This window comes from Buttiauxella sp. WJP83 (assembly GCF_027594725.1).
GTDB classification, from domain to species: Bacteria; Pseudomonadota; Gammaproteobacteria; order Enterobacterales; family Enterobacteriaceae; genus Buttiauxella; species Buttiauxella selenatireducens.
This window is the reverse complement of sequence record NZ_CP110080.1, coordinates 3,863,479-3,881,030: the sequence shown is the minus strand read 5'-3', so window position 1 is coordinate 3,881,030 and position 17,552 is coordinate 3,863,479. Positions and strand designations below refer to the sequence as shown.

General features: G+C 49.0%; 17 protein-coding genes. 7 read left to right on the top strand and 10 right to left on the bottom strand.

The genetic code is table 11. From position 1 onward, the window contains the following. Window positions 1-5: 5 nt before the first annotated feature. The 3 genes from secM to mutT all read left to right on the top strand — a co-directional run bounded on the left by secM (window position 6) and on the right by mutT (window position 3,739). A complete protein-coding gene (gene secM, locus OH773_RS17950; protein WP_183272778.1) occupies window positions 6-512 on the top strand; it encodes a secA translation cis-regulator SecM in 507 nt (168 codons plus the stop codon). Between the two features lie 67 nt (window positions 513-579). Next, window positions 580-3,285 (top strand): preprotein translocase subunit SecA, encoded by a 2,706-nt coding sequence (gene secA / locus OH773_RS17945; protein ID WP_270140602.1) that lies wholly within the window; start codon window positions 580-582, stop codon window positions 3,283-3,285. A gap of 64 nt (window positions 3,286-3,349) precedes the next feature. Beyond that, window positions 3,350-3,739, top strand: a complete 390-nt coding sequence (gene mutT / locus OH773_RS17940; protein WP_270140600.1) for an 8-oxo-dGTP diphosphatase MutT — start codon at window positions 3,350-3,352, stop codon at window positions 3,737-3,739. On the opposite strand, the gene yacG is transcribed toward mutT, so the two are convergent. Genes yacG through coaE form a run of 3 tightly spaced genes read right to left on the bottom strand, consistent with a single transcriptional unit; the run spans window position 3,736 to window position 5,306 of the window. After that, window positions 3,736-3,933, bottom strand: coding sequence for a DNA gyrase inhibitor YacG (gene yacG, locus OH773_RS17935; RefSeq protein ID WP_270140598.1), 198 nt, complete (start codon window positions 3,931-3,933; stop codon window positions 3,736-3,738). The two genes, mutT and yacG, sit on opposite strands and share 4 nt — an antisense overlap. A 9-nt stretch (window positions 3,934-3,942) precedes the next feature. Next, window positions 3,943-4,686 (bottom strand): cell division protein ZapD, encoded by a 744-nt coding sequence (gene zapD / locus OH773_RS17930; RefSeq protein ID WP_270140596.1) that lies wholly within the window; start codon window positions 4,684-4,686, stop codon window positions 3,943-3,945. Continuing rightward, complete coding sequence (gene coaE, locus OH773_RS17925) at window positions 4,686-5,306, bottom strand: dephospho-CoA kinase (protein WP_270140594.1); 621 nt, start codon at window positions 5,304-5,306, stop codon at window positions 4,686-4,688. The genes zapD and coaE overlap by 1 nt, the downstream gene beginning before the upstream one ends. 274 nt (window positions 5,307-5,580) lie before the next feature. Here coaE and OH773_RS17920 point away from each other — a divergent pair, with 274 nt between their 5' ends. Next, the gene (locus OH773_RS17920; RefSeq protein WP_270140592.1) at window positions 5,581-6,624 is read left to right on the top strand and encodes a GMP reductase; all 1,044 of its coding nucleotides are present in this window, start codon (window positions 5,581-5,583) and stop codon (window positions 6,622-6,624) included. A gap of 36 nt (window positions 6,625-6,660) precedes the next feature. On the opposite strand, the gene hofC is transcribed toward OH773_RS17920, so the two are convergent. The 4 genes from hofC to nadC all read right to left on the bottom strand — a co-directional run bounded on the left by hofC (window position 6,661) and on the right by nadC (window position 10,771). Beyond that, a complete protein-coding gene (gene hofC, locus OH773_RS17915) occupies window positions 6,661-7,866 on the bottom strand; it encodes a protein transport protein HofC (RefSeq protein WP_270140590.1) in 1,206 nt (401 codons plus the stop codon). Then, entirely contained in the window at window positions 7,859-9,238 is a 1,380-nt protein-coding gene (gene gspE / locus OH773_RS17910; RefSeq protein ID WP_270140588.1) for a type II secretion system protein GspE, read from the bottom strand. The genes hofC and gspE overlap by 8 nt, the downstream gene beginning before the upstream one ends. Before the next feature lie 3 nt (window positions 9,239-9,241). Further along, window positions 9,242-9,691, bottom strand: coding sequence for a prepilin peptidase-dependent pilin (gene ppdD / locus OH773_RS17905; protein WP_270140586.1), 450 nt, complete (start codon window positions 9,689-9,691; stop codon window positions 9,242-9,244). Window positions 9,692-9,880: 189 nt separating this feature from the next. Then, window positions 9,881-10,771, bottom strand: coding sequence for a carboxylating nicotinate-nucleotide diphosphorylase (gene nadC, locus OH773_RS17900; RefSeq protein ID WP_270140584.1), 891 nt, complete (start codon window positions 10,769-10,771; stop codon window positions 9,881-9,883). An 82-nt stretch (window positions 10,772-10,853) separates the two neighbouring features. Between nadC and ampD the strand changes: the two genes are divergently transcribed. Beyond that, window positions 10,854-11,417, top strand: coding sequence for a 1,6-anhydro-N-acetylmuramyl-L-alanine amidase AmpD (gene ampD, locus OH773_RS17895; protein ID WP_183272789.1), 564 nt, complete (start codon window positions 10,854-10,856; stop codon window positions 11,415-11,417). Further along, window positions 11,414-12,268 (top strand): beta-lactamase regulator AmpE, encoded by an 855-nt coding sequence (ampE, locus tag OH773_RS17890; protein WP_270140581.1) that lies wholly within the window; start codon window positions 11,414-11,416, stop codon window positions 12,266-12,268. The genes ampD and ampE overlap by 4 nt, the downstream gene beginning before the upstream one ends. A gap of 27 nt (window positions 12,269-12,295) precedes the next feature. Here ampE and OH773_RS17885 read toward each other — a convergent pair whose 3' ends face one another. From OH773_RS17885 to aroP, 3 genes are all read right to left on the bottom strand, one after another. Next, window positions 12,296-13,252: a glycoside hydrolase family 43 protein gene (locus tag OH773_RS17885; RefSeq protein WP_270140578.1), complete on the bottom strand. Its 957-nt coding sequence runs from the start codon at window positions 13,250-13,252 to the stop codon at window positions 12,296-12,298. Between the two features lie 13 nt (window positions 13,253-13,265). Beyond that, window positions 13,266-14,663, bottom strand: coding sequence for a glycoside-pentoside-hexuronide (GPH):cation symporter (locus OH773_RS17880; RefSeq protein WP_270140576.1), 1,398 nt, complete (start codon window positions 14,661-14,663; stop codon window positions 13,266-13,268). Window positions 14,664-14,830: 167 nt separating this feature from the next. Beyond that, complete coding sequence (gene aroP / locus OH773_RS17875) at window positions 14,831-16,201, bottom strand: aromatic amino acid transporter AroP (protein ID WP_183272862.1); 1,371 nt, start codon at window positions 16,199-16,201, stop codon at window positions 14,831-14,833. A gap of 581 nt (window positions 16,202-16,782) precedes the next feature. On the opposite strand from aroP, the gene pdhR reads away from it, so the two are divergent. Continuing rightward, on the top strand, window positions 16,783-17,547 hold the full coding sequence (gene pdhR, locus OH773_RS17870) for a pyruvate dehydrogenase complex transcriptional repressor PdhR (protein ID WP_064516235.1): 765 nt from the start codon (window positions 16,783-16,785) through the stop codon (window positions 17,545-17,547). The last annotated feature ends 5 nt before the right edge of the window (window positions 17,548-17,552 follow it).

The window sequence follows — 17,552 nt, the reverse complement described above, 5'->3', positions numbered from 1 at the left end:
ATAAAGTGATTGGTATTCTAAATCGTTGGCGACAGTTTGGCAGACGTTATTTCTGGCCGCATCTCCTGTTGGGGATGGTCGCGGCGAGTTTTGGCATGCCTGCGCTCAGCCAAAATACTGAGCCAACAGCACCCGCTGAAACGTCTACCAGCAGTCATGACTACCTGAATAAGGTCAGCTTCAATAGTCTGGCATTATTGCAGGAAAGTACCCGGCGACCATCATTTAGTGTCGATTACTGGCATCAACATGCCATTCGCACAGTCATTCGCCATCTTTCATTTGCTATGGCACCCCAGACGTTGCCAGCAGCACAAGAGAGCTTGCCACTTCAGGCACACAAACTTGCTTTGCTGGATACGCTCACGGCGCTCCTCACTCAGGAAAGCAAACCCCCTGTAATTGTGCGCCATACTGCGCTTTGGCAATCCCCTGCGGTTGAGACTTTCAGTCCTGCCATTTGGATTAGCCAGGTTTACGGTATCCGCGCCGGTCCGCAACGCCTCAGCTAAAACCATTTCCTTAAATTATAACGTTATTTTTAGCTCTGCTCTGACGGCAGGCGTTTGAGAATTTATTATGCTAATCAAATTATTAACTAAAGTTTTCGGTAGCCGTAACGACCGCACCCTGCGTCGTATGCGTAAAGTTGTTACTCTGATCAACAGCATGGAACCGGAAATTGAAAAACTTTCCGATGACGAATTAAAAGCAAAAACCAATGAGTTTCGCGCACGTCTTGAGAAAGGTGAAGTGCTTGAAAATCTGATCCCTGAAGCATTCGCCGTTGTTCGTGAAGCGAGTAAGCGTGTATTCGGTATGCGTCACTTCGACGTACAGCTGCTTGGCGGTATGGTTCTAAACGACCGCTGTATCGCAGAGATGCGTACAGGTGAAGGTAAAACACTGACTGCAACTCTGCCTGCGTATTTGAACGCACTGAGCGGCCGCGGTGTTCACGTGGTTACCGTGAACGACTACCTGGCGCAGCGTGATGCTGAAAACAACCGTCCTTTGTTCGAATACCTGGGTTTAAGCGTGGGCATCAACTTGCCTAACATGCCAGCCGTTGCAAAACGCGAAGCATACGCTGCAGATATTACTTACGGCACTAACAACGAATATGGTTTTGACTACCTGCGCGACAACATGGCATTCAGCCCTGAAGAACGTGTTCAACGTAAACTGCACTACGCGTTGGTGGATGAGGTTGACTCAATCCTTATCGATGAAGCGCGTACCCCACTTATCATCTCTGGCCCTGCTGAAGACAGCTCCGAGATGTATAAAAAAGTAAACAAAATCATCCCAAGCCTGATTCGTCAGGAAAAAGAAGATTCTGATACTTTCCAGGGCGAAGGTCACTTCTCAGTAGACGAAAAATCTCGTCAGGTAAACATTACCGAACGCGGTCTGGTATTGGTCGAAGAACTGTTGGTTCGTGAAGGCATCATGGATGAAGGTGAATCACTTTACTCTCCATCCAATATCATGTTGATGCACCACGTAACAGCGGCATTGCGCGCACATGTGCTGTTCACCCGTGACGTTGACTACATCGTGAAAGATGGCGAAGTCATCATCGTTGATGAACATACCGGCCGTACTATGCAAGGTCGCCGTTGGTCTGATGGCTTGCACCAGGCTGTTGAAGCCAAAGAAGGCGTAGACATTCAGAACGAAAACCAAACGCTGGCATCCATCACCTTCCAGAACTACTTCCGCCTGTATGAAAAACTGGCGGGTATGACGGGTACTGCAGATACTGAAGCGTTTGAATTTAGCTCAATTTATAAACTCGATACCATCGTTGTGCCAACTAACCGCCCAATGATCCGTAAAGACATGCCTGATTTGGTCTATATGACTGAAGCGGACAAGATTACTGCGATTATTGAAGATATTAAAGAGCGTACAGCGAACGGCCAGCCAGTGCTGGTGGGGACAATCTCCATCGAGAAATCTGAAGTGGTTTCTGCTGAGTTGACCAAAGCCGGTATCAAGCACAATGTTCTTAACGCTAAGTTCCACGCGAATGAAGCAGGGATTGTTGCCCAGGCGGGTTATCCAGCCGCAGTGACCATTGCGACTAACATGGCGGGTCGTGGTACGGATATCGTATTGGGTGGTAGCTGGCAGGCAGAAGTTGCTGAACTGGAAAATCCAACTCCAGAACAAATCGCTCAGATTAAAGCAGACTGGCAGGTTCGCCATGACGCGGTTCTGGCATCGGGTGGTCTGCATATCATTGGTACTGAGCGCCACGAATCTCGTCGTATCGATAACCAGCTACGTGGTCGTTCTGGTCGTCAGGGTGATGCGGGTTCATCTCGTTTCTACCTCTCTATGGAAGATTCCCTGATGCGTATTTTTGCATCGGATCGTGTTTCAGGCATGATGCGTAAACTGGGGATGAAGCCGGGCGAAGCGATTGAGCACCCGTGGGTGACTAAGGCGATTGCTAACGCACAGCGTAAAGTTGAAAGCCGCAACTTTGATATCCGTAAACAACTGCTTGAATACGATGATGTTGCAAACGATCAGCGTCGTGCTATCTACAGCCAGCGTAACGAATTGCTGGATGTGAGTGACGTCAGTGAAACCATCAACAGCATCCGTGAAGATGTCTTTAAAGTGACTATCGATACACACATTCCTCCGCAGTCACTGGAAGAAATGTGGGATGTTGAAGGCCTGCAAGAGCGCCTGAAAAACGACTTCGACCTCGATCTGCCAATCAAAGAGTGGCTGGATAAAGAACCTGAGCTGCATGAAGAGACTCTGCGTGAGCGTATTCTGCAGAACGCTGCTGAAGTGTATAAGCGTAAGGAAGAAGTGGTTGGTGTTGAAATGATGCGTCATTTCGAAAAAGGCGTGATGCTACAGACTCTGGATTCATTGTGGAAAGAGCATCTGGCGGCAATGGACTATTTGCGTCAGGGCATTCACTTGCGTGGCTACGCGCAAAAAGATCCTAAGCAAGAATACAAGCGTGAATCTTTTGCCATGTTTGCTTCTATGCTCGAAGCGCTGAAATATGAAGTGATCAGTACGCTGAGCAAAGTTCAGGTGCGTATGCCTGAAGAAGTCGAAGCAATGGAGCAACAGCGTCGTGAAGAAGCTGAGCGCTTGGCACAGATGCAACAGTTGAGCCATCAGGATGACGACACGTTGGCTGCAGAATCACTGGCAGCAGAAACGGGTGAGCGCAAAGTAGGTCGTAATGATCCTTGCCCATGCGGTTCTGGTAAAAAATACAAACAATGTCATGGCCGTTTAAGCTAAGAACAGTATTGTCGACGAAGGCGCAGCTTGCTGCGCCTTTTTTCTATGGAGCACCTGCACAAAAATGAAACAACTAGAAATTGCCGTCGGTATTATTCGCAACTCTCAGCGGGAGATTTTTATCACGCAACGAGCTGCCGACGCTCATATGGCAAATAAACTGGAATTCCCCGGAGGGAAAATCGAAACCGGTGAAACGCCAGAACAAGCATTAGTTCGTGAACTACAGGAAGAGACGGGCATTACAGCGAACCAGTTTGCACTGTATGAAAAACTTTCTTATCAGTTCCCGGATCGGTTTATCACTTTGTGGTTTTTCATGGTGGAAAGCTGGGAAGGCGAGCCGTGGGGTAAAGAAGGGCAACCGGGCCAATGGATTGCGCAAAATTCGCTGGTGGCAGCAGATTTCCCACCAGCAAATGAACCGATTATCAGCAAATTACTGCAGAGTTAACGCAGGTCTTCTTCACTCCAGTCATCACTCTCTGATAAATCGCCGCTGCTAGGAATACGTTTTTCCTCGGCGGCCCATTCACCTAAGTCAATGAGCTGACAGCGTTTGCTGCAAAACGGGCGGTACGGGCTGGTTTCATTCCAGATAACGATTTTGCCACAACCGGGGCAGTTTACTTTTGTAGGTTCAGACATATGCGCTCCTTAACAGCATGCCAGCTCAAAATCGAGACGCTCAGGGATAATTCCATTTTCGCTATCAAGCGGTAAGAAACGGATCGCAAAACGGCTTTTATGCCCGGACACCTGAGGATAAAGCTGTGAAGAGAGAGAGAGCTGTAAACGCAGCAAATCAGCATCATCACCATTGTCCTGATAAAAACCGTTCAGGCTGGTTTGCTTACGGAATGGTGCAGAATTACGAATAATATCCAGTAGCAGATCCAATGCCTGTTTCAACGGCTGTAAACTCGTCAGCCAGGCATTAATTTGCGCATTGCGCTGCTCTTGTGGCGAATAAAGCCAGATATGCAAAGTCGGTAAATCAAAACTACAGCAACCACCTGGAATACTCAGACGCTGACGAACAAGGGCAATCAGACGATCTTCACGCAAAGACTGCCCGAGGCGCGGTGCTGCCATTAAAACACTGCCGCGTTCTTTAAGTTGGCTACGCAGCGAATCAATAAGCTGCATATCTACACCAGGAACTTCGGCCCAGTTCAATAGTTTACGCTGCTGGCGTTCCAGCTCTTTGAGAATATCTGTGCGGATCTCGCCGCGCTCAAAGACGTCCAGCAGGTCACCGACATTACGAAAAAAATGAAGGGCTTTGGAAGTCTCATCTACCGGTAATGAACATTCGAGTTGTTGGATTAAAAACTCGATACGCAACCAGGTGCGCATTTTTTCATTCAGTGGGTGCTCAAAAAGAATCTGGGTGCTCATTATTCATTTTCCTGCTGTGCGGCCTGGGCCGCCAGTTCCAGATACTGGCGGTGCAGACGGTCAACATGTGCTGCCACCTGCTCGGCGGCACCATCATTATTAATTACATCATCGGCAACGCTCAAGCGTGCCTCGCGTGTCACCTGTGCCGCAAGGATTTGTTGCACATGTTCACAACTGACTTTATCGCGCGCAATAGTACGTGCGATTTGCACCTCTGGCGAGACATCCACAACCAGCACGCGATCGGCCATCTGCTGAAGGTTATTCTCAATTAGCAACGGAACAACCCACAAAACGTAGGGAGAAACGGCTTGATTGATTTCAATTCGGGTTCGTTGATGGATAAGTGGATGTAACAGCGCATTGAGCCACTGTTTTTCCTCTGGGGAGGAGAAGATCTTTTCACGAAGAACCCGACGGTTAAGAGAGCCGTCCTGAAGAAGAATTTCTTTACCAAAATGGTCAGAGATTATGGTGAGAGCAGGCTGCCCTGGCTCAACAACCTGACGAGCAATCACGTCAGCGTCTACAACGGTAATACCTAATCGGGAAAAGTTATCGGCGACAGTACTTTTACCACTGCCAATCCCGCCCGTTAATGCCACCGTATAAACCATAAAAACCAGACCCTAAATCTACGTTTTATCAAGGATATAAAAAGTTAACTTATACCTGGTATGTTGCAGGAAGGCGCGGAGGCATTGGAAAAATGAACCCCATATAGCGATTTCCTGTTTCTCAGGTAAATTTTAACGATTGTAGCGCAAAAAAGAGTGTTTTCGCAGTCTTGCAGCGGCATTAATAGTGCGTATGATAACGTCACTGGAATTGGTGCCTAAATAGCCAATTGCGTTCACGCGTCCTTCGCCATTCGACCCAGGAATCTGCAACATGCGTATTGAAGAAGATTTGAAGTTAGGTTTTAAAGACGTTCTTATTCGCCCAAAACGTTCCACTCTTAAAAGCCGCTCTGATGTAGAGCTTGAGCGCCAATTCACTTTCAAACACTCCGGTATTGCATGGTCAGGCATTCCGATCATTGCGGCTAACATGGACACCGTTGGTACATTCGGTATGGCTCAGGCGTTAGCCTCGTTTGATATCCTGACTGCGGTCCATAAACACTACTCTGTGGAAGAGTGGGGCAACTTCGTTAAGTCTGTGTCAGACGACATCCTGAAGTTCGTTATGGTTTCAACCGGTACATCAGACGCTGATTTCCAGAAAACCAAGCAGATTCTTTCTCTTCATCCTGCACTGCAATTTATCTGCATCGACGTGGCTAACGGCTACTCCGAACACTTCACTCAGTTCTTGTCTAAAGCGCGTGAAGCATGGCCGGATAAAGTTATCTGTGCAGGCAACGTTGTCACTGGCGAAATGTGCGAAGAGCTTATCCTTTCTGGTGCCGACATCGTTAAAGTCGGTATCGGCCCAGGTTCTGTCTGTACTACTCGTGTGAAAACTGGCGTGGGCTACCCGCAACTTTCTGCTGTTATCGAATGTGCTGATGCGGCTCATGGCCTCGGTGGACAAATTGTTAGCGACGGCGGCTGTACCATGCCTGGCGATGTTGCTAAGGCATTCGGCGGTGGCGCAGATTTCGTGATGCTGGGTGGTATGCTGGCAGGTCATGACGAGAGCGGTGGCACAATCGTTGAAGAAAACGGTGAGAAATTCATGCTGTTCTATGGCATGAGCTCTGAATCTGCAATGACTCGCCACGTGGGTGGTGTAGCACAATACCGTGCAGCGGAAGGCAAAACGGTAAAACTGCCATTACGTGGCCCTGTGGAAAACACTGCCCGTGATATCTTGGGTGGATTGCGTTCTGCATGTACCTATGTGGGAGCTTCTCGCCTGAAAGAGTTGACCAAACGTACTACGTTCATCCGTGTGAATGAGCAGGAAAACCGCGTTTTCAATAGCCTCTAAGCTATACACGCATACGGTGCGGCACTCGCTGCACCGTCATCCAGCACTCATTGCATCTCCTAGCTGGAAAATAGGTAGGTACATCGCAATCACCAACGTCCCAATAATGACTCCAACGATTAACATCATTATCGGTTCTAGCGCAGCGGCCAGGTTATCAGCCCGCTCTTCCGTATTGTTGTGATGCCAGCTCGCCAGTTTTTCTAACATTAAATCTAAAGCACCTGACTCCTCTCCCACGCGTACCAACTGACAGCACAATGGCGTTAATCGCTCACTCTCAGTGAGTGCAAGCCAAAACGGGACGCCTTGTATTACTTTGGTACTAATGTGTGAAATCACCTTCTTCCACAACAGTGAGGTGAGGGTTGTCTCCACTGCACTAAGCCCTTGCAGCAAAGGGATCCCTGCCTGTTGGGATAGTGAAAGAGTGGTATAGATTTGGCTGAGAACTTGTCCGCGCCATAGCGGGGCAACCAGAGGGATGCGGAGCAGTAGATTTTGTTCATGCTCTTGCCAGTGGGGTTTTCGTTGCCGAAGAAAATACCCGCAAGCAAAGAGGAGGGTACACACCAGTAACCACCCCAACCCGTGTGTTGTTACCCAGTTTGAAATCGCCATTACTGCCAGTGTTATAGCAGGCAGAGGAGCGTTAAAAGACCGATAGATATTGGCAAACTCCGGCAATACAAATCCCATCATCCCGATAGTGACAAGCAGAGCGACAGCCATAATAAACAGTGGGTAACGTAAGGCTTTCATGACCTTTTTATGTAGTTGATACAGTTTTTCTTGTTGGTCAGCCAGCCTTTTGCAACATTCGTCCAGCTTCCCCGTTAACTCACCAATATGAATCAGGGCAATAAACAATGCGGGGAAAATCTTCGGCCATTGGCTTAATGCGGCTGAAAATGGCGTACCACTCGAAACACGTTTTTCTATGTCTTTTAGTAATGCAGACCATTCTTCAAAGGGATGCTGCTGCGCGATAAGCAACAGCCCATCAGACAAAGAAATTCCGGCCTGAAGTAATGTGGACAGCTGGCGGAATACCTGAATTTTTTGCTGAATATTCCAACAACCCCGGCGGGTTCGCGACGTTTTGCGCAGATGTAAAAGCTGAAGATCCGCATTGAACAATTGATCGGTAACGGATGCGGTATCTTCTGCAATTAACGTTCCCTTCTGGAGTTGCCCGAATTGATCGACCGCTTTCCAGTGCCAGAGCAAAAATTTAGCCATGAGGCACACCCAGCACACGATACAGTTCTTCAAGCGTGGTCAGACCCTGTTCAACAGCCAGGCAACCGCTTTCGAATAGCGTCATCATGCCATGATGACGAGCGAGCGTTTCGAGCTCGTGAGCCGCTATCCCCTTGATAATGGCTGACTGTATGGCGGGGTCAACAAGCAGGATTTCAAACAATGCGCTTCTTCCATAATAACCCCCGTAGCAACGTTCACACCCCACCGCCTGCCAGTGTGGTAACGCGCGTTTCCACAGTGATGTCGGAAGGAGGATGTCATCGGGTTGCAACTGCTTGCAGTGAGGGCAGAGTTTGCGAACCAGACGCTGTGCGACCACCATGTTCAACGCAGAAGCTAACATCCAGGGCTCTACTCCCATTTGTTGCATGCGAACGACGCTCTCAGCCGTCGAGTTGGTGTGCAGAGTTGAAAGAACAAGATGCCCGGTCTGTGCCGCCTTAATGGCAATTTCTGCGGTATCGCCGTCCCGAATCTCACCCACCATGATGATGTCGGGATCCTGGCGCAGTAAGGCGCGTAATACACTGTGGAAGCTCAGCCCTGCTTTGCTGTTTATTTGCGTTTGATTGAGCCCACGCATTGGGATCTCTATAGGATCTTCTACGCTACGGAGGTTGCTGGAAACCTGGTTTAGTATTTTTAGTGCGCTGTAAAGCGTGATGGTTTTTCCGCTCCCGGTGGGGCCGGTGACCAGGATCATACCTTGCGGGTTGGCTAAACAATGCTGAAAGCGGATGCAATCATCTGGTGACATGCCTAAATCCGAAAGCTCAAAAGTTTGTTCGGTCTGGGTCATTAAACGTAAAACAACTTTTTCACCGTGATACACCGGTAACGTAGCAATGCGAAATGAACATTTATGTTGTTCGACTTCAATCTCCATTTGTCCGTCCTGCGGCAGGCGTCGCTCCGCAATATCCAGATTCCCCAGTACTTTTAGTCGTGCCGTTAACGGAGCGGCCACATGAGCTGGAAGCAGAGGTTGCAGTTGCAGTACTCCATCGACCCGAAAACGAATCTGGTAGCCTTGCTCTATCGGCTCAAAGTGAATGTCCGATGCGCGCAACTGAATCGCTTTGTGAAGCGTTTCCTGTAGTAGTTGAACCACGGGAGCGGTGTTTTCATGCTGCTCATCTGTGTTTACCAAAACACCAGAATGCCGTGCTTTTTCTAACTGTTCAGCCGACCAGTATTCAACGTTTACTTCCGTATCGCAGATAAAACGCAATGCTTCAAAAAACTGAGCGGATGGATTCGGAGCAATAGCGATGTGCAGTATGGGATCTTCAGAAAGTAATACCGCCTGATACTGGTTGCACAGAGCCAGGATTTGTCGATTTTCCATGGCTTAGTGACTCGCAGAGTTATTATCAAAACGGAAAACTTCTTCGCAGCTCTGCTTTAGCGAAGCGCCATCGGTGGTGGCACAGGTCCGACTCCAGCCTTCTACACCCTCACCGTCACTCCATCGTGGAGATAACGAAACGGTAAGACCGTTCAGGCTTTCTTGCCCTGTCAGCGTGACAATGCCGTTTGCAACGCTCATATCGCTGATATAACGGGTCGTTTTAGGCGAAGGAATACTGTTACTACCCGCATTACACTGACTGATCCCACCCCGTTCAATCGCGCAAAGTTCAATGGCGGTACGGTAGGGAACAAAGGTTTGTAACATGTCGGTAAGTGCCGCTTTTCGCAGGTAGTTCTGATAGGCGGGAATTCCAATGGCACTCAGTATCGCGATAATGCCGATAACTACCATCAGCTCGATAAGTGTAAATCCACGTTGTTTGTTCATATGCCACTCCTGATTGGGATGGCGGCACTTTGCGCTGTAAAAAACAGACAGGCGAGAGTGAGTTATAGCTTCAGGAAGGGGCTTTCCAGCATTTCTGTGAAGTTTGCACGGAGCAACAATGAAAATGCGAGCATTGACGCAAGGGAAAGAAAAAGGCAGATGAGTTTCACCCCATCTGCCTGGCAGAAATTAGCGGAAGCGCATAGAGAGATCGAGTGCGCGGACATGTTTAGTCAGCGCGCCCACAGAGATAAAGTCGACACCGGTTTCAGCAAATTCACGGATGGTTTCTTTCGTCACGTTTCCGGAAACTTCCAGACGTGCTTTGCCATTAGTGAGCACGACAGCCTTGCGCATATCTTCAACATTGAAATTATCGAGCATGATAATGTCAGCGCCGGCATGCAGTGCTTGTTCCAGCTCTTCAAGTGACTCAACTTCAACTTCCACAGGCACATCAGGGTGGTACCAGAATGCTTTTTCTACCGCCTGGCGAATAGAACCTGAAGATATGATGTGGTTTTCTTTAATTAAAAAAGCATCCGACAGGCCCAGGCGATGGTTGCTGCCACCACCGCATAGCACCGCGTATTTCAGTGCCGTACGTAGGCCTGGTAGAGTTTTACGCGTATCAAGCAGTTGCGTATTGGTTCCCGCCAGCAGATCAACATATGTGCGAACTTCGCTGGCAACGCCTGACAAGGTTTGTACAAAGTTCAGCGCGGTGCGTTCACCAGTGAGCAGCACGCGTGAAAGCCCTGTCAGTTCGAATAAAGGCTGGTCTACCACTACGGTTTGGCCATCTTCAACATGCCAGGTGACTTTGACATCCCCGCCAAGCTGAATAAATACCTCTTCGACCCAACGTTTGCCACAGAACACACCGTCTTCACGGGTGATCACAACGGCATGCGAACGATGATCTGCATCCAGTAATTGCGCGGTGATATCGTTATTAGGATCGATCTCGCCACCAAGATCTTCGCGCAAAGCCTGCGAAACAGCTTGTGGAATATCAAGGTTGATACGGTCGAGAAGCTCGTCACGTCGGCGGTCTGAGTTATAACGGCGAGGCGGCATGATAAAACTCCGAAATGGCTTAGTTAATGTCGAAACATGCTACATTGATGCGACGTCAAGTACCACTCAAAGGAGACCGCGGATGCAGCTAAAAAACGGCTGGCTGGTGGGTGTTAAGCAAGTTCCTTCCCCACATTTTGATTGCCGACCGGAGGATGAGACACCTTCGCTACTGGTGGTGCATAACATCAGTTTGCCACCGGGAGAGTTTGGTGGCCCATGGATTGATGCGCTGTTTACCGGAACACTTGATGCGCACGCCCATCCCTATTTTGAGGGAATTGCTCATTTGCGTGTTTCCGCACATTGTTTGATTCGCCGTGACGGTGAAATCGTTCAGTATGTTCCTTTCGATAAACGCGCCTGGCATGCAGGAATCTCTTTATATCAGGGACGTGAGCGTTGTAACGATTTTTCAATTGGTATTGAGTTGGAGGGGACTGATACGCTCCCCTATACTGATGCGCAATATCAACAGCTTACTGTGATTACTGACACACTAATTCAGGCTTATCCGGCTATTGCAGACCATATGACAGGGCATTGCGATATAGCCCCGGGGCGCAAAACGGACCCAGGTCCTGTTTTTGACTGGCCGCGTTTTCGCCACTCGGTTGAGGTAACGTCAAATAAGGAGATGAAATGACGCTGTTTACGTTGCTGCTGGTGATGATTTGGGAACGGCTGTTCAAGCTGGGCGAGCACTGGCAGCTGGATCACCGCCTTGAAGTTTTCTTTCGGCGGGTAAAAAGTTTTTCTCTGCTTCGTACGATCTTGATGACTGCGCTGTGCATGCTGGTGGTTTTCCTGGGGATTCGTGCGCTACAAGGTTTGTTCTTTAATGTGCCGTTGTTGGTGTTCTGGATTGCCCTCGGCGTTTTGTGCATGGGCGCAGGCCAGGTTCGTTTGCATTACCACTCTTATCTAAAGGCTGCGAGCCACGATGACAGCCATGCACGTGATGCAATGGCGAGTGAGCTGACGCTAATCCATGGGGTTCCGCCAGATTGCGACGAACGTGAATACCTGAAAGAGCTGCAAAACGCGCTTTTGTGGATAAATTTTCGATTTTACCTCGCACCGCTTTTTTGGTTTATCGTCGGTGGAGTTTGGGGACCAGTAACGCTGGCAGGTTATGCGTTCCTGCGCGCATGGCAAACCTGGCTTGCTCGCCATCATTCACCGCAACAGCGTTTACATTCTGGCATCGATGCGATTCTGCATGTTCTGGATTGGGTTCCGGTGCGTCTGGTTGGCGTGGTTTATGCGCTGGTGGGCCACGGTGAGCGAGCTCTTCCTGCATGGTTTGCATCACTGGCTGACCGCCATACTTCGCAATATCAGGTGTTGACTCAGCTGGCGCAGTTTTCGCTAGCACGCGAGCCGCATCTGGATAAAGTGAAAACACCAAAAGCTGCCGTAATGATGGCAAAGAAAACGTCTTTGGTGATTTTGGTGGTGGTGGCGTTACTGACTATTTACGGCACTCTGGTTTAAGCAAAATAACCAGAGCACCGCATTAGGTTAGCGGTTGTCAGCAGGCGGTATGCCAAACAGTGGCATACCGTTTTCGTCCCATTCGAGTGTTTTCAGACGTGTATGACGATTTGGGTCATACAGTGGATCGCCTTCAATTTCCGTGTAGTTACGTGCGTGGTACACCAGCACATATTTCCCGTCTTTGGTTTTAGTAAAGCTGTTATGCCCTGGCCCGAACTGCTTGTTCGGATAACTGGTGGTAAATACCGGCTGTGAAGATTTATGCCAGTTTGCTGCTTTCGTCGGATCGGCGTTTAAGTCGATCCACAGCAACCCCATGCAGTAGTTTTCGTCGGTGGCGCTTGCTGAGTAGCTGACAAACAGTTTGTCGCCGTGAACCAATACCGCGGGCCCTTCATTGACTAGAAAACCCCGGCATTCCCAATCCAGTTCAGGTTTACTTAACAACACGGGCTTGCCTTTAATCGTCCATGGTGTTTCCAGCTCACTGAGATACAAATTTGAGTTGCCCGCAATACTGGGGTCTTTCTGCGCCCATAAATACCACTGTTTCCCTTGATGGCTGAAAGTAGTGGCATCCAGACAGAAGCTATCGAACTGCGTTTTTACCTGACCTTTTTCTACCCACTCACCCGTTAGCGGGTCGGCATCGGCACACTCCAGGACAAACATTCGGTGCTGGAACATATTGAGCTCGTCCAGCGCTTGTGTGTGGGTAGCAGCAAAGTAGATGTACCATTTTCCGTCAATGTGATGCAGCTCTGGTGCCCAGATCAGTTCACTCATCGGGCCGTGGTTTGGCTTGCGCCACACCACGGCGGGTTGGGCATTTGGCAGTTCGCTTATTGTTGCCGCCCGGCGGATTTCCAGTCTGTCGTACTCGGGTACTGATGCAACAAAGTAGTACTCATTTTCATGCAGCAAAATAAACGGGTCGGCACGCTGCTCGATAAAGGGATTAGGCCATTGCTCCTGATTCATAACGCTTTCCTTATCATTTGGCTTCAGCGGGTTTGCTGTCGTGATATTCGTTCAATTCGCGATAGTTAAGACGGCACTTTTCAAGGTCTGTCTGAATACGCTGCATCATTTCACGGTCAACTTTCAGCAGACGTACGACCCCTGCAGTGATCAGGTAACCAACGCCAGGAATGATGGTAAACAGCATCACAATGCCGTTGATGGATTCGGGGCTTTGTTGTTTTGCACCCGCATCGTAGCCGTACCAGGAAAGCAGGAAACCGACCATCGCGCCTGCAATCGCCAGACCCAATTTCAGGAAGAATAAGTTACCAGAGAAGCTAATGCCGGTGATGCGTTTACCGGTTTTCCACTCGCCGTAGTCATCAACATCGGCCATCAACGACCAGTGCAGCGGTGAAGGGATCTGGTGCAGAATGTTCAGCAAGAAATACATCACAACAATGAGTGTGGTCGCGTGCGGATCGAGGAAATAGAAACCGCATGAGAATATTGCCAATACGATGTTGGTCCAGAAGAACACTTTCAGTTTGCAAATACGGTCGGTCAGCACTTTTGCCAACATGCTGCCGCCCATCATGCCAACCACGCCAAGGCTGATAAACAGAGTGGCGAAACTGGTGCTTTGACCCATCACCCAGGTGACGTAATACATCGTTGCAGCCATGCGGATAAACCCTGGGCACACGTTACACAGTGTCAGAAGTAAAATCCGCACCCACTGGTCGTTTTTCCACACGTCTTTCAGGTCAGATTTTAAATCGTCATTGCTGGGTACGGCAGGGCGTACGCGCTCTCTGACAGTCGAGAAGCAAAACAGGAACATACACATGCCGAGGACCGCAAGAACGCCCATCGCCATTTGGTAGCCTTTCGCTTTATCACCGCCGCCAAACCAGTCAACCATTGGCAGCAAGGAGAGTGAAAGGATAAGCGTTGCAATACCGACCATGACAAAGCGATAGGACTGACAAGCAACACGCTCTTTCGGGTCGTTTGTAATCACGCTTCCCAAGGAACAATAGGGAATGTTAATGGCGGTATAGGTCAGCGAGAGCAGGAAGTAAGTGACGAAGGCATAGATAACTTTGCTGCTGTAAGCCCAGTCAGGCGTGGTAAACATCAGGTAACTGAAGAAGGCAAAAGGGGCTGCCATCCATAAAATCCATGGACGAAAACGCCCCCAGCGGCTTTGGGTTCTGTCGGCAATAGCGCCCATGATAGGGTCGGTAATGGCATCAATAACCCTGATTGAAAGCAGCATAACGCCCACGAGTGCCGGAGCCAGACCAAAGATGTCAGTATAAAAATAGTTAACAAACAACATAATGGCGCCAAAGATAATGTTGCATCCGGCGTCACCCATCCCATAGCCGATCTTTTCTTTAACTGATAATTTGCTGTTTTCCATTGGAAATGCTCCTGACCTGAATATGGACAAGAGTATTGGGCCATTGGAAATATTTTGCGTGTCAGGAAACCGTCGCAGAGATGGACAATACTGTCGTTGTAAAGGAAGTGTGAAGCAGATAACAAAGCGCCCCGGCGAACCGAGGCGCTTATCAAAGCAGAAGGTCGTTAAGCTTTAACGCTCTTCAGGTTCTGTTGTTTGATGAAGTAACCAATACCCAGAATCACGATCCACACCGGAATCAGCCACACAGAGATGGCCATGCCCGGGGTGATTGCCATAATGACGAGAACAGCCGCCATAAACAGCAGGCAAACATAGTTACCCAACGGATAGAACAGGGCAGGGAACTTACTCTTAACACCTTGTTGTTGCTTAGCCTTGCGGAACTTAATGTGTGCCAGGCTAATCATCGCCCAGTTGATCACCAGTGCAGAAACCACCAACGCCATCAGCAGGCCGAATGCTTCTGCCGGGGCAAAGTAGTTAATCAGTACACACAACGCGGTGAACAGTGCAGAAACCAGAATGGTATTTACCGGCACGCCGCGTTTATCCACTTTCTGGAACGCTTTTGGCGCGTTGCCTTGCTGTGCCAGACCGAACAACATACGGCTGTTACAGTAAACACAGCTGTTATAAACAGACAGTGCAGCGGTCAGAACCACAACGTTAAGTGCGTTTGCTACGAAGGTGTCACCCAGTTCGTGGAAAATCAGTACGAACGGGCTGGTATCAGCAGTCACGCGAGTCCATGGCATCAGAGACAGCAGAACAGCCAGTGAGCCCACATAGAAAATCAGAATACGATAGATAACCTGGTTGGTCGCTTTAGGAATGCTGACTTCTGGGTTATCGGCTTCCGCAGCAGTAATACCGACCAGCTCAAGCCCGCCGAAGGAGAACATGATAATCGCCATCATCATGACTAACCCGGTAAAGCCGTGTGGCAAGAATCCACCTTGCTCCCAAAGGTTACGAACAGTCGCTTGTGGGCCTGCATGGCCGCCAAACAGCAACCAGGCGCCAAACACTATCATGGCAACAACGGCGATAACTTTAATGATCGCGAACCAAAATTCCATTTCACCGAACACTTTTACGTTAGTCAGGTTGATGGCATTGATCACGACAAAAAAGACGGCGGCAGAGGCCCAGGTTGGGATCTCGGGATACCAGAACTGGATGTACTTACCAACCGCGGTGAGCTCTGCCATCGCTACGAGTACATACAGTACCCAGTAGTTCCAGCCAGACGCAAAACCTGCAAATCCACCCCAGTATTTGTAAGCAAAGTGGCTAAAAGAACCTGCTACAGGCTCTTCAACAACCATTTCACCCAACTGGCGCATGATCAGAAAGGCAATAAAACCTGCAATCGCGTAGCCAAGAATAATCCCCGGCCCGGCGGATTGGATGACAGACGCACTGCCCAAAAACAGCCCTGTTCCGATAGCTCCACCCAGCGCGATGAGCTGGATATGGCGGTTTTTAAGGCCGCGTTTCAGCGTGTCGCCTTGCTGTTGACCTTCCATAATTTAACCTCGTGTGTGGTTATTTTCAGGGCGCTGAACGCGCCTCTGTAAGTTTGTAATTCCGCATTGTGTAGTAATTATTTTACGGTTTTTAATTCCAGTATTTTGCGTAGTGGACTACCGCAGCGCAAAGAATAGTGGTAAGCGCAAATGTTTGCACCTGCTTTCTATTACTGGCGTGACCAGTTGAATAAAAAGAAAGCAGTTTGATTCTGTGCATTTCTTTTACTTCTGCATTTATTTCTACAGCCTAAGCATAATCAGTGAATTGATATTCATATTTTAAACTGATGAATCGGTTCAATTTGCAAGAAAATCCATTTTTTACTGTTTCGTAAAAGTTAAATGCATCTGGGTGTGAGTAAATGTGACATTTGTGCAAAGTTACAACCTTGAAACATCATTTCTGTAATCTTGTTAAAATGTGCCGGGTTTAATGATTTCAATCAAAACCAATATGGACAGAAGGTGAATACTTTGTTACTTTAGCGTCAAGAATGTGAAATTGGTCATACCAATTGACTTTGCCCCGAATGATGTAACGTTTGAAGGGCATAAGCGCTAATGGCAGAGACAGGGAATAAATGGCCTACAGCAAAATCCGCCAACCAAAACTATCCGATGTGATTGAGCAGCAGTTGGAGTTTCTCATCCTCGAGGGAACCTTGCGTCCCGGCGAAAAACTCCCACCAGAGCGTGAATTGGCAAAACAGTTCGACGTTTCTCGTCCTTCACTACGCGAGGCCATTCAGCGTCTCGAAGCGAAAGGGCTCCTGCTTCGTCGTCAGGGCGGCGGTACTTTTGTCCAAAACAGCCTTTGGCAAAGTTTAAGCGACCCGCTGGTCGAACTGTTGTCTGACCATCCTGAATCCCAGTTTGATCTGCTTGAAACCCGCCATGCACTTGAAGGTATCGCTGCGTATTACGCTGCCTTGCGTGGTACGGACGAAGATCTCAAACGTATTGGCGACTGCCATTTAGCCATTCAAAAAGCACAAGAGTCCGGCGATCTGGATGCTGAATCCGATGCGGTCATGCAGTATCAAATCGCTGTTACCGAAGCCGCCCACAATGTGGTGCTACTACACTTGTTGCGCTGTATGTCACCGATGCTCGAACAAAACGTTCGTCAGAATTTTGAATTGCTCTATGCGCGCCGGGAAATGCTGGCGCAAGTGAGCAGCCATCGCGCCAGCATTTTTGCGGCGATTATGGCTCGCCAGCCGGAGCAGGCGCGCGAAGCGTCGCACCGTCACCTGGCATTTATTGAAGAAATATTGCTGGATCGCAGCCGCGAACAGAGTCGTCGAGAACGTTCTCTGCGGCGCTTACAGCAACGTAAGGAATGAGAACC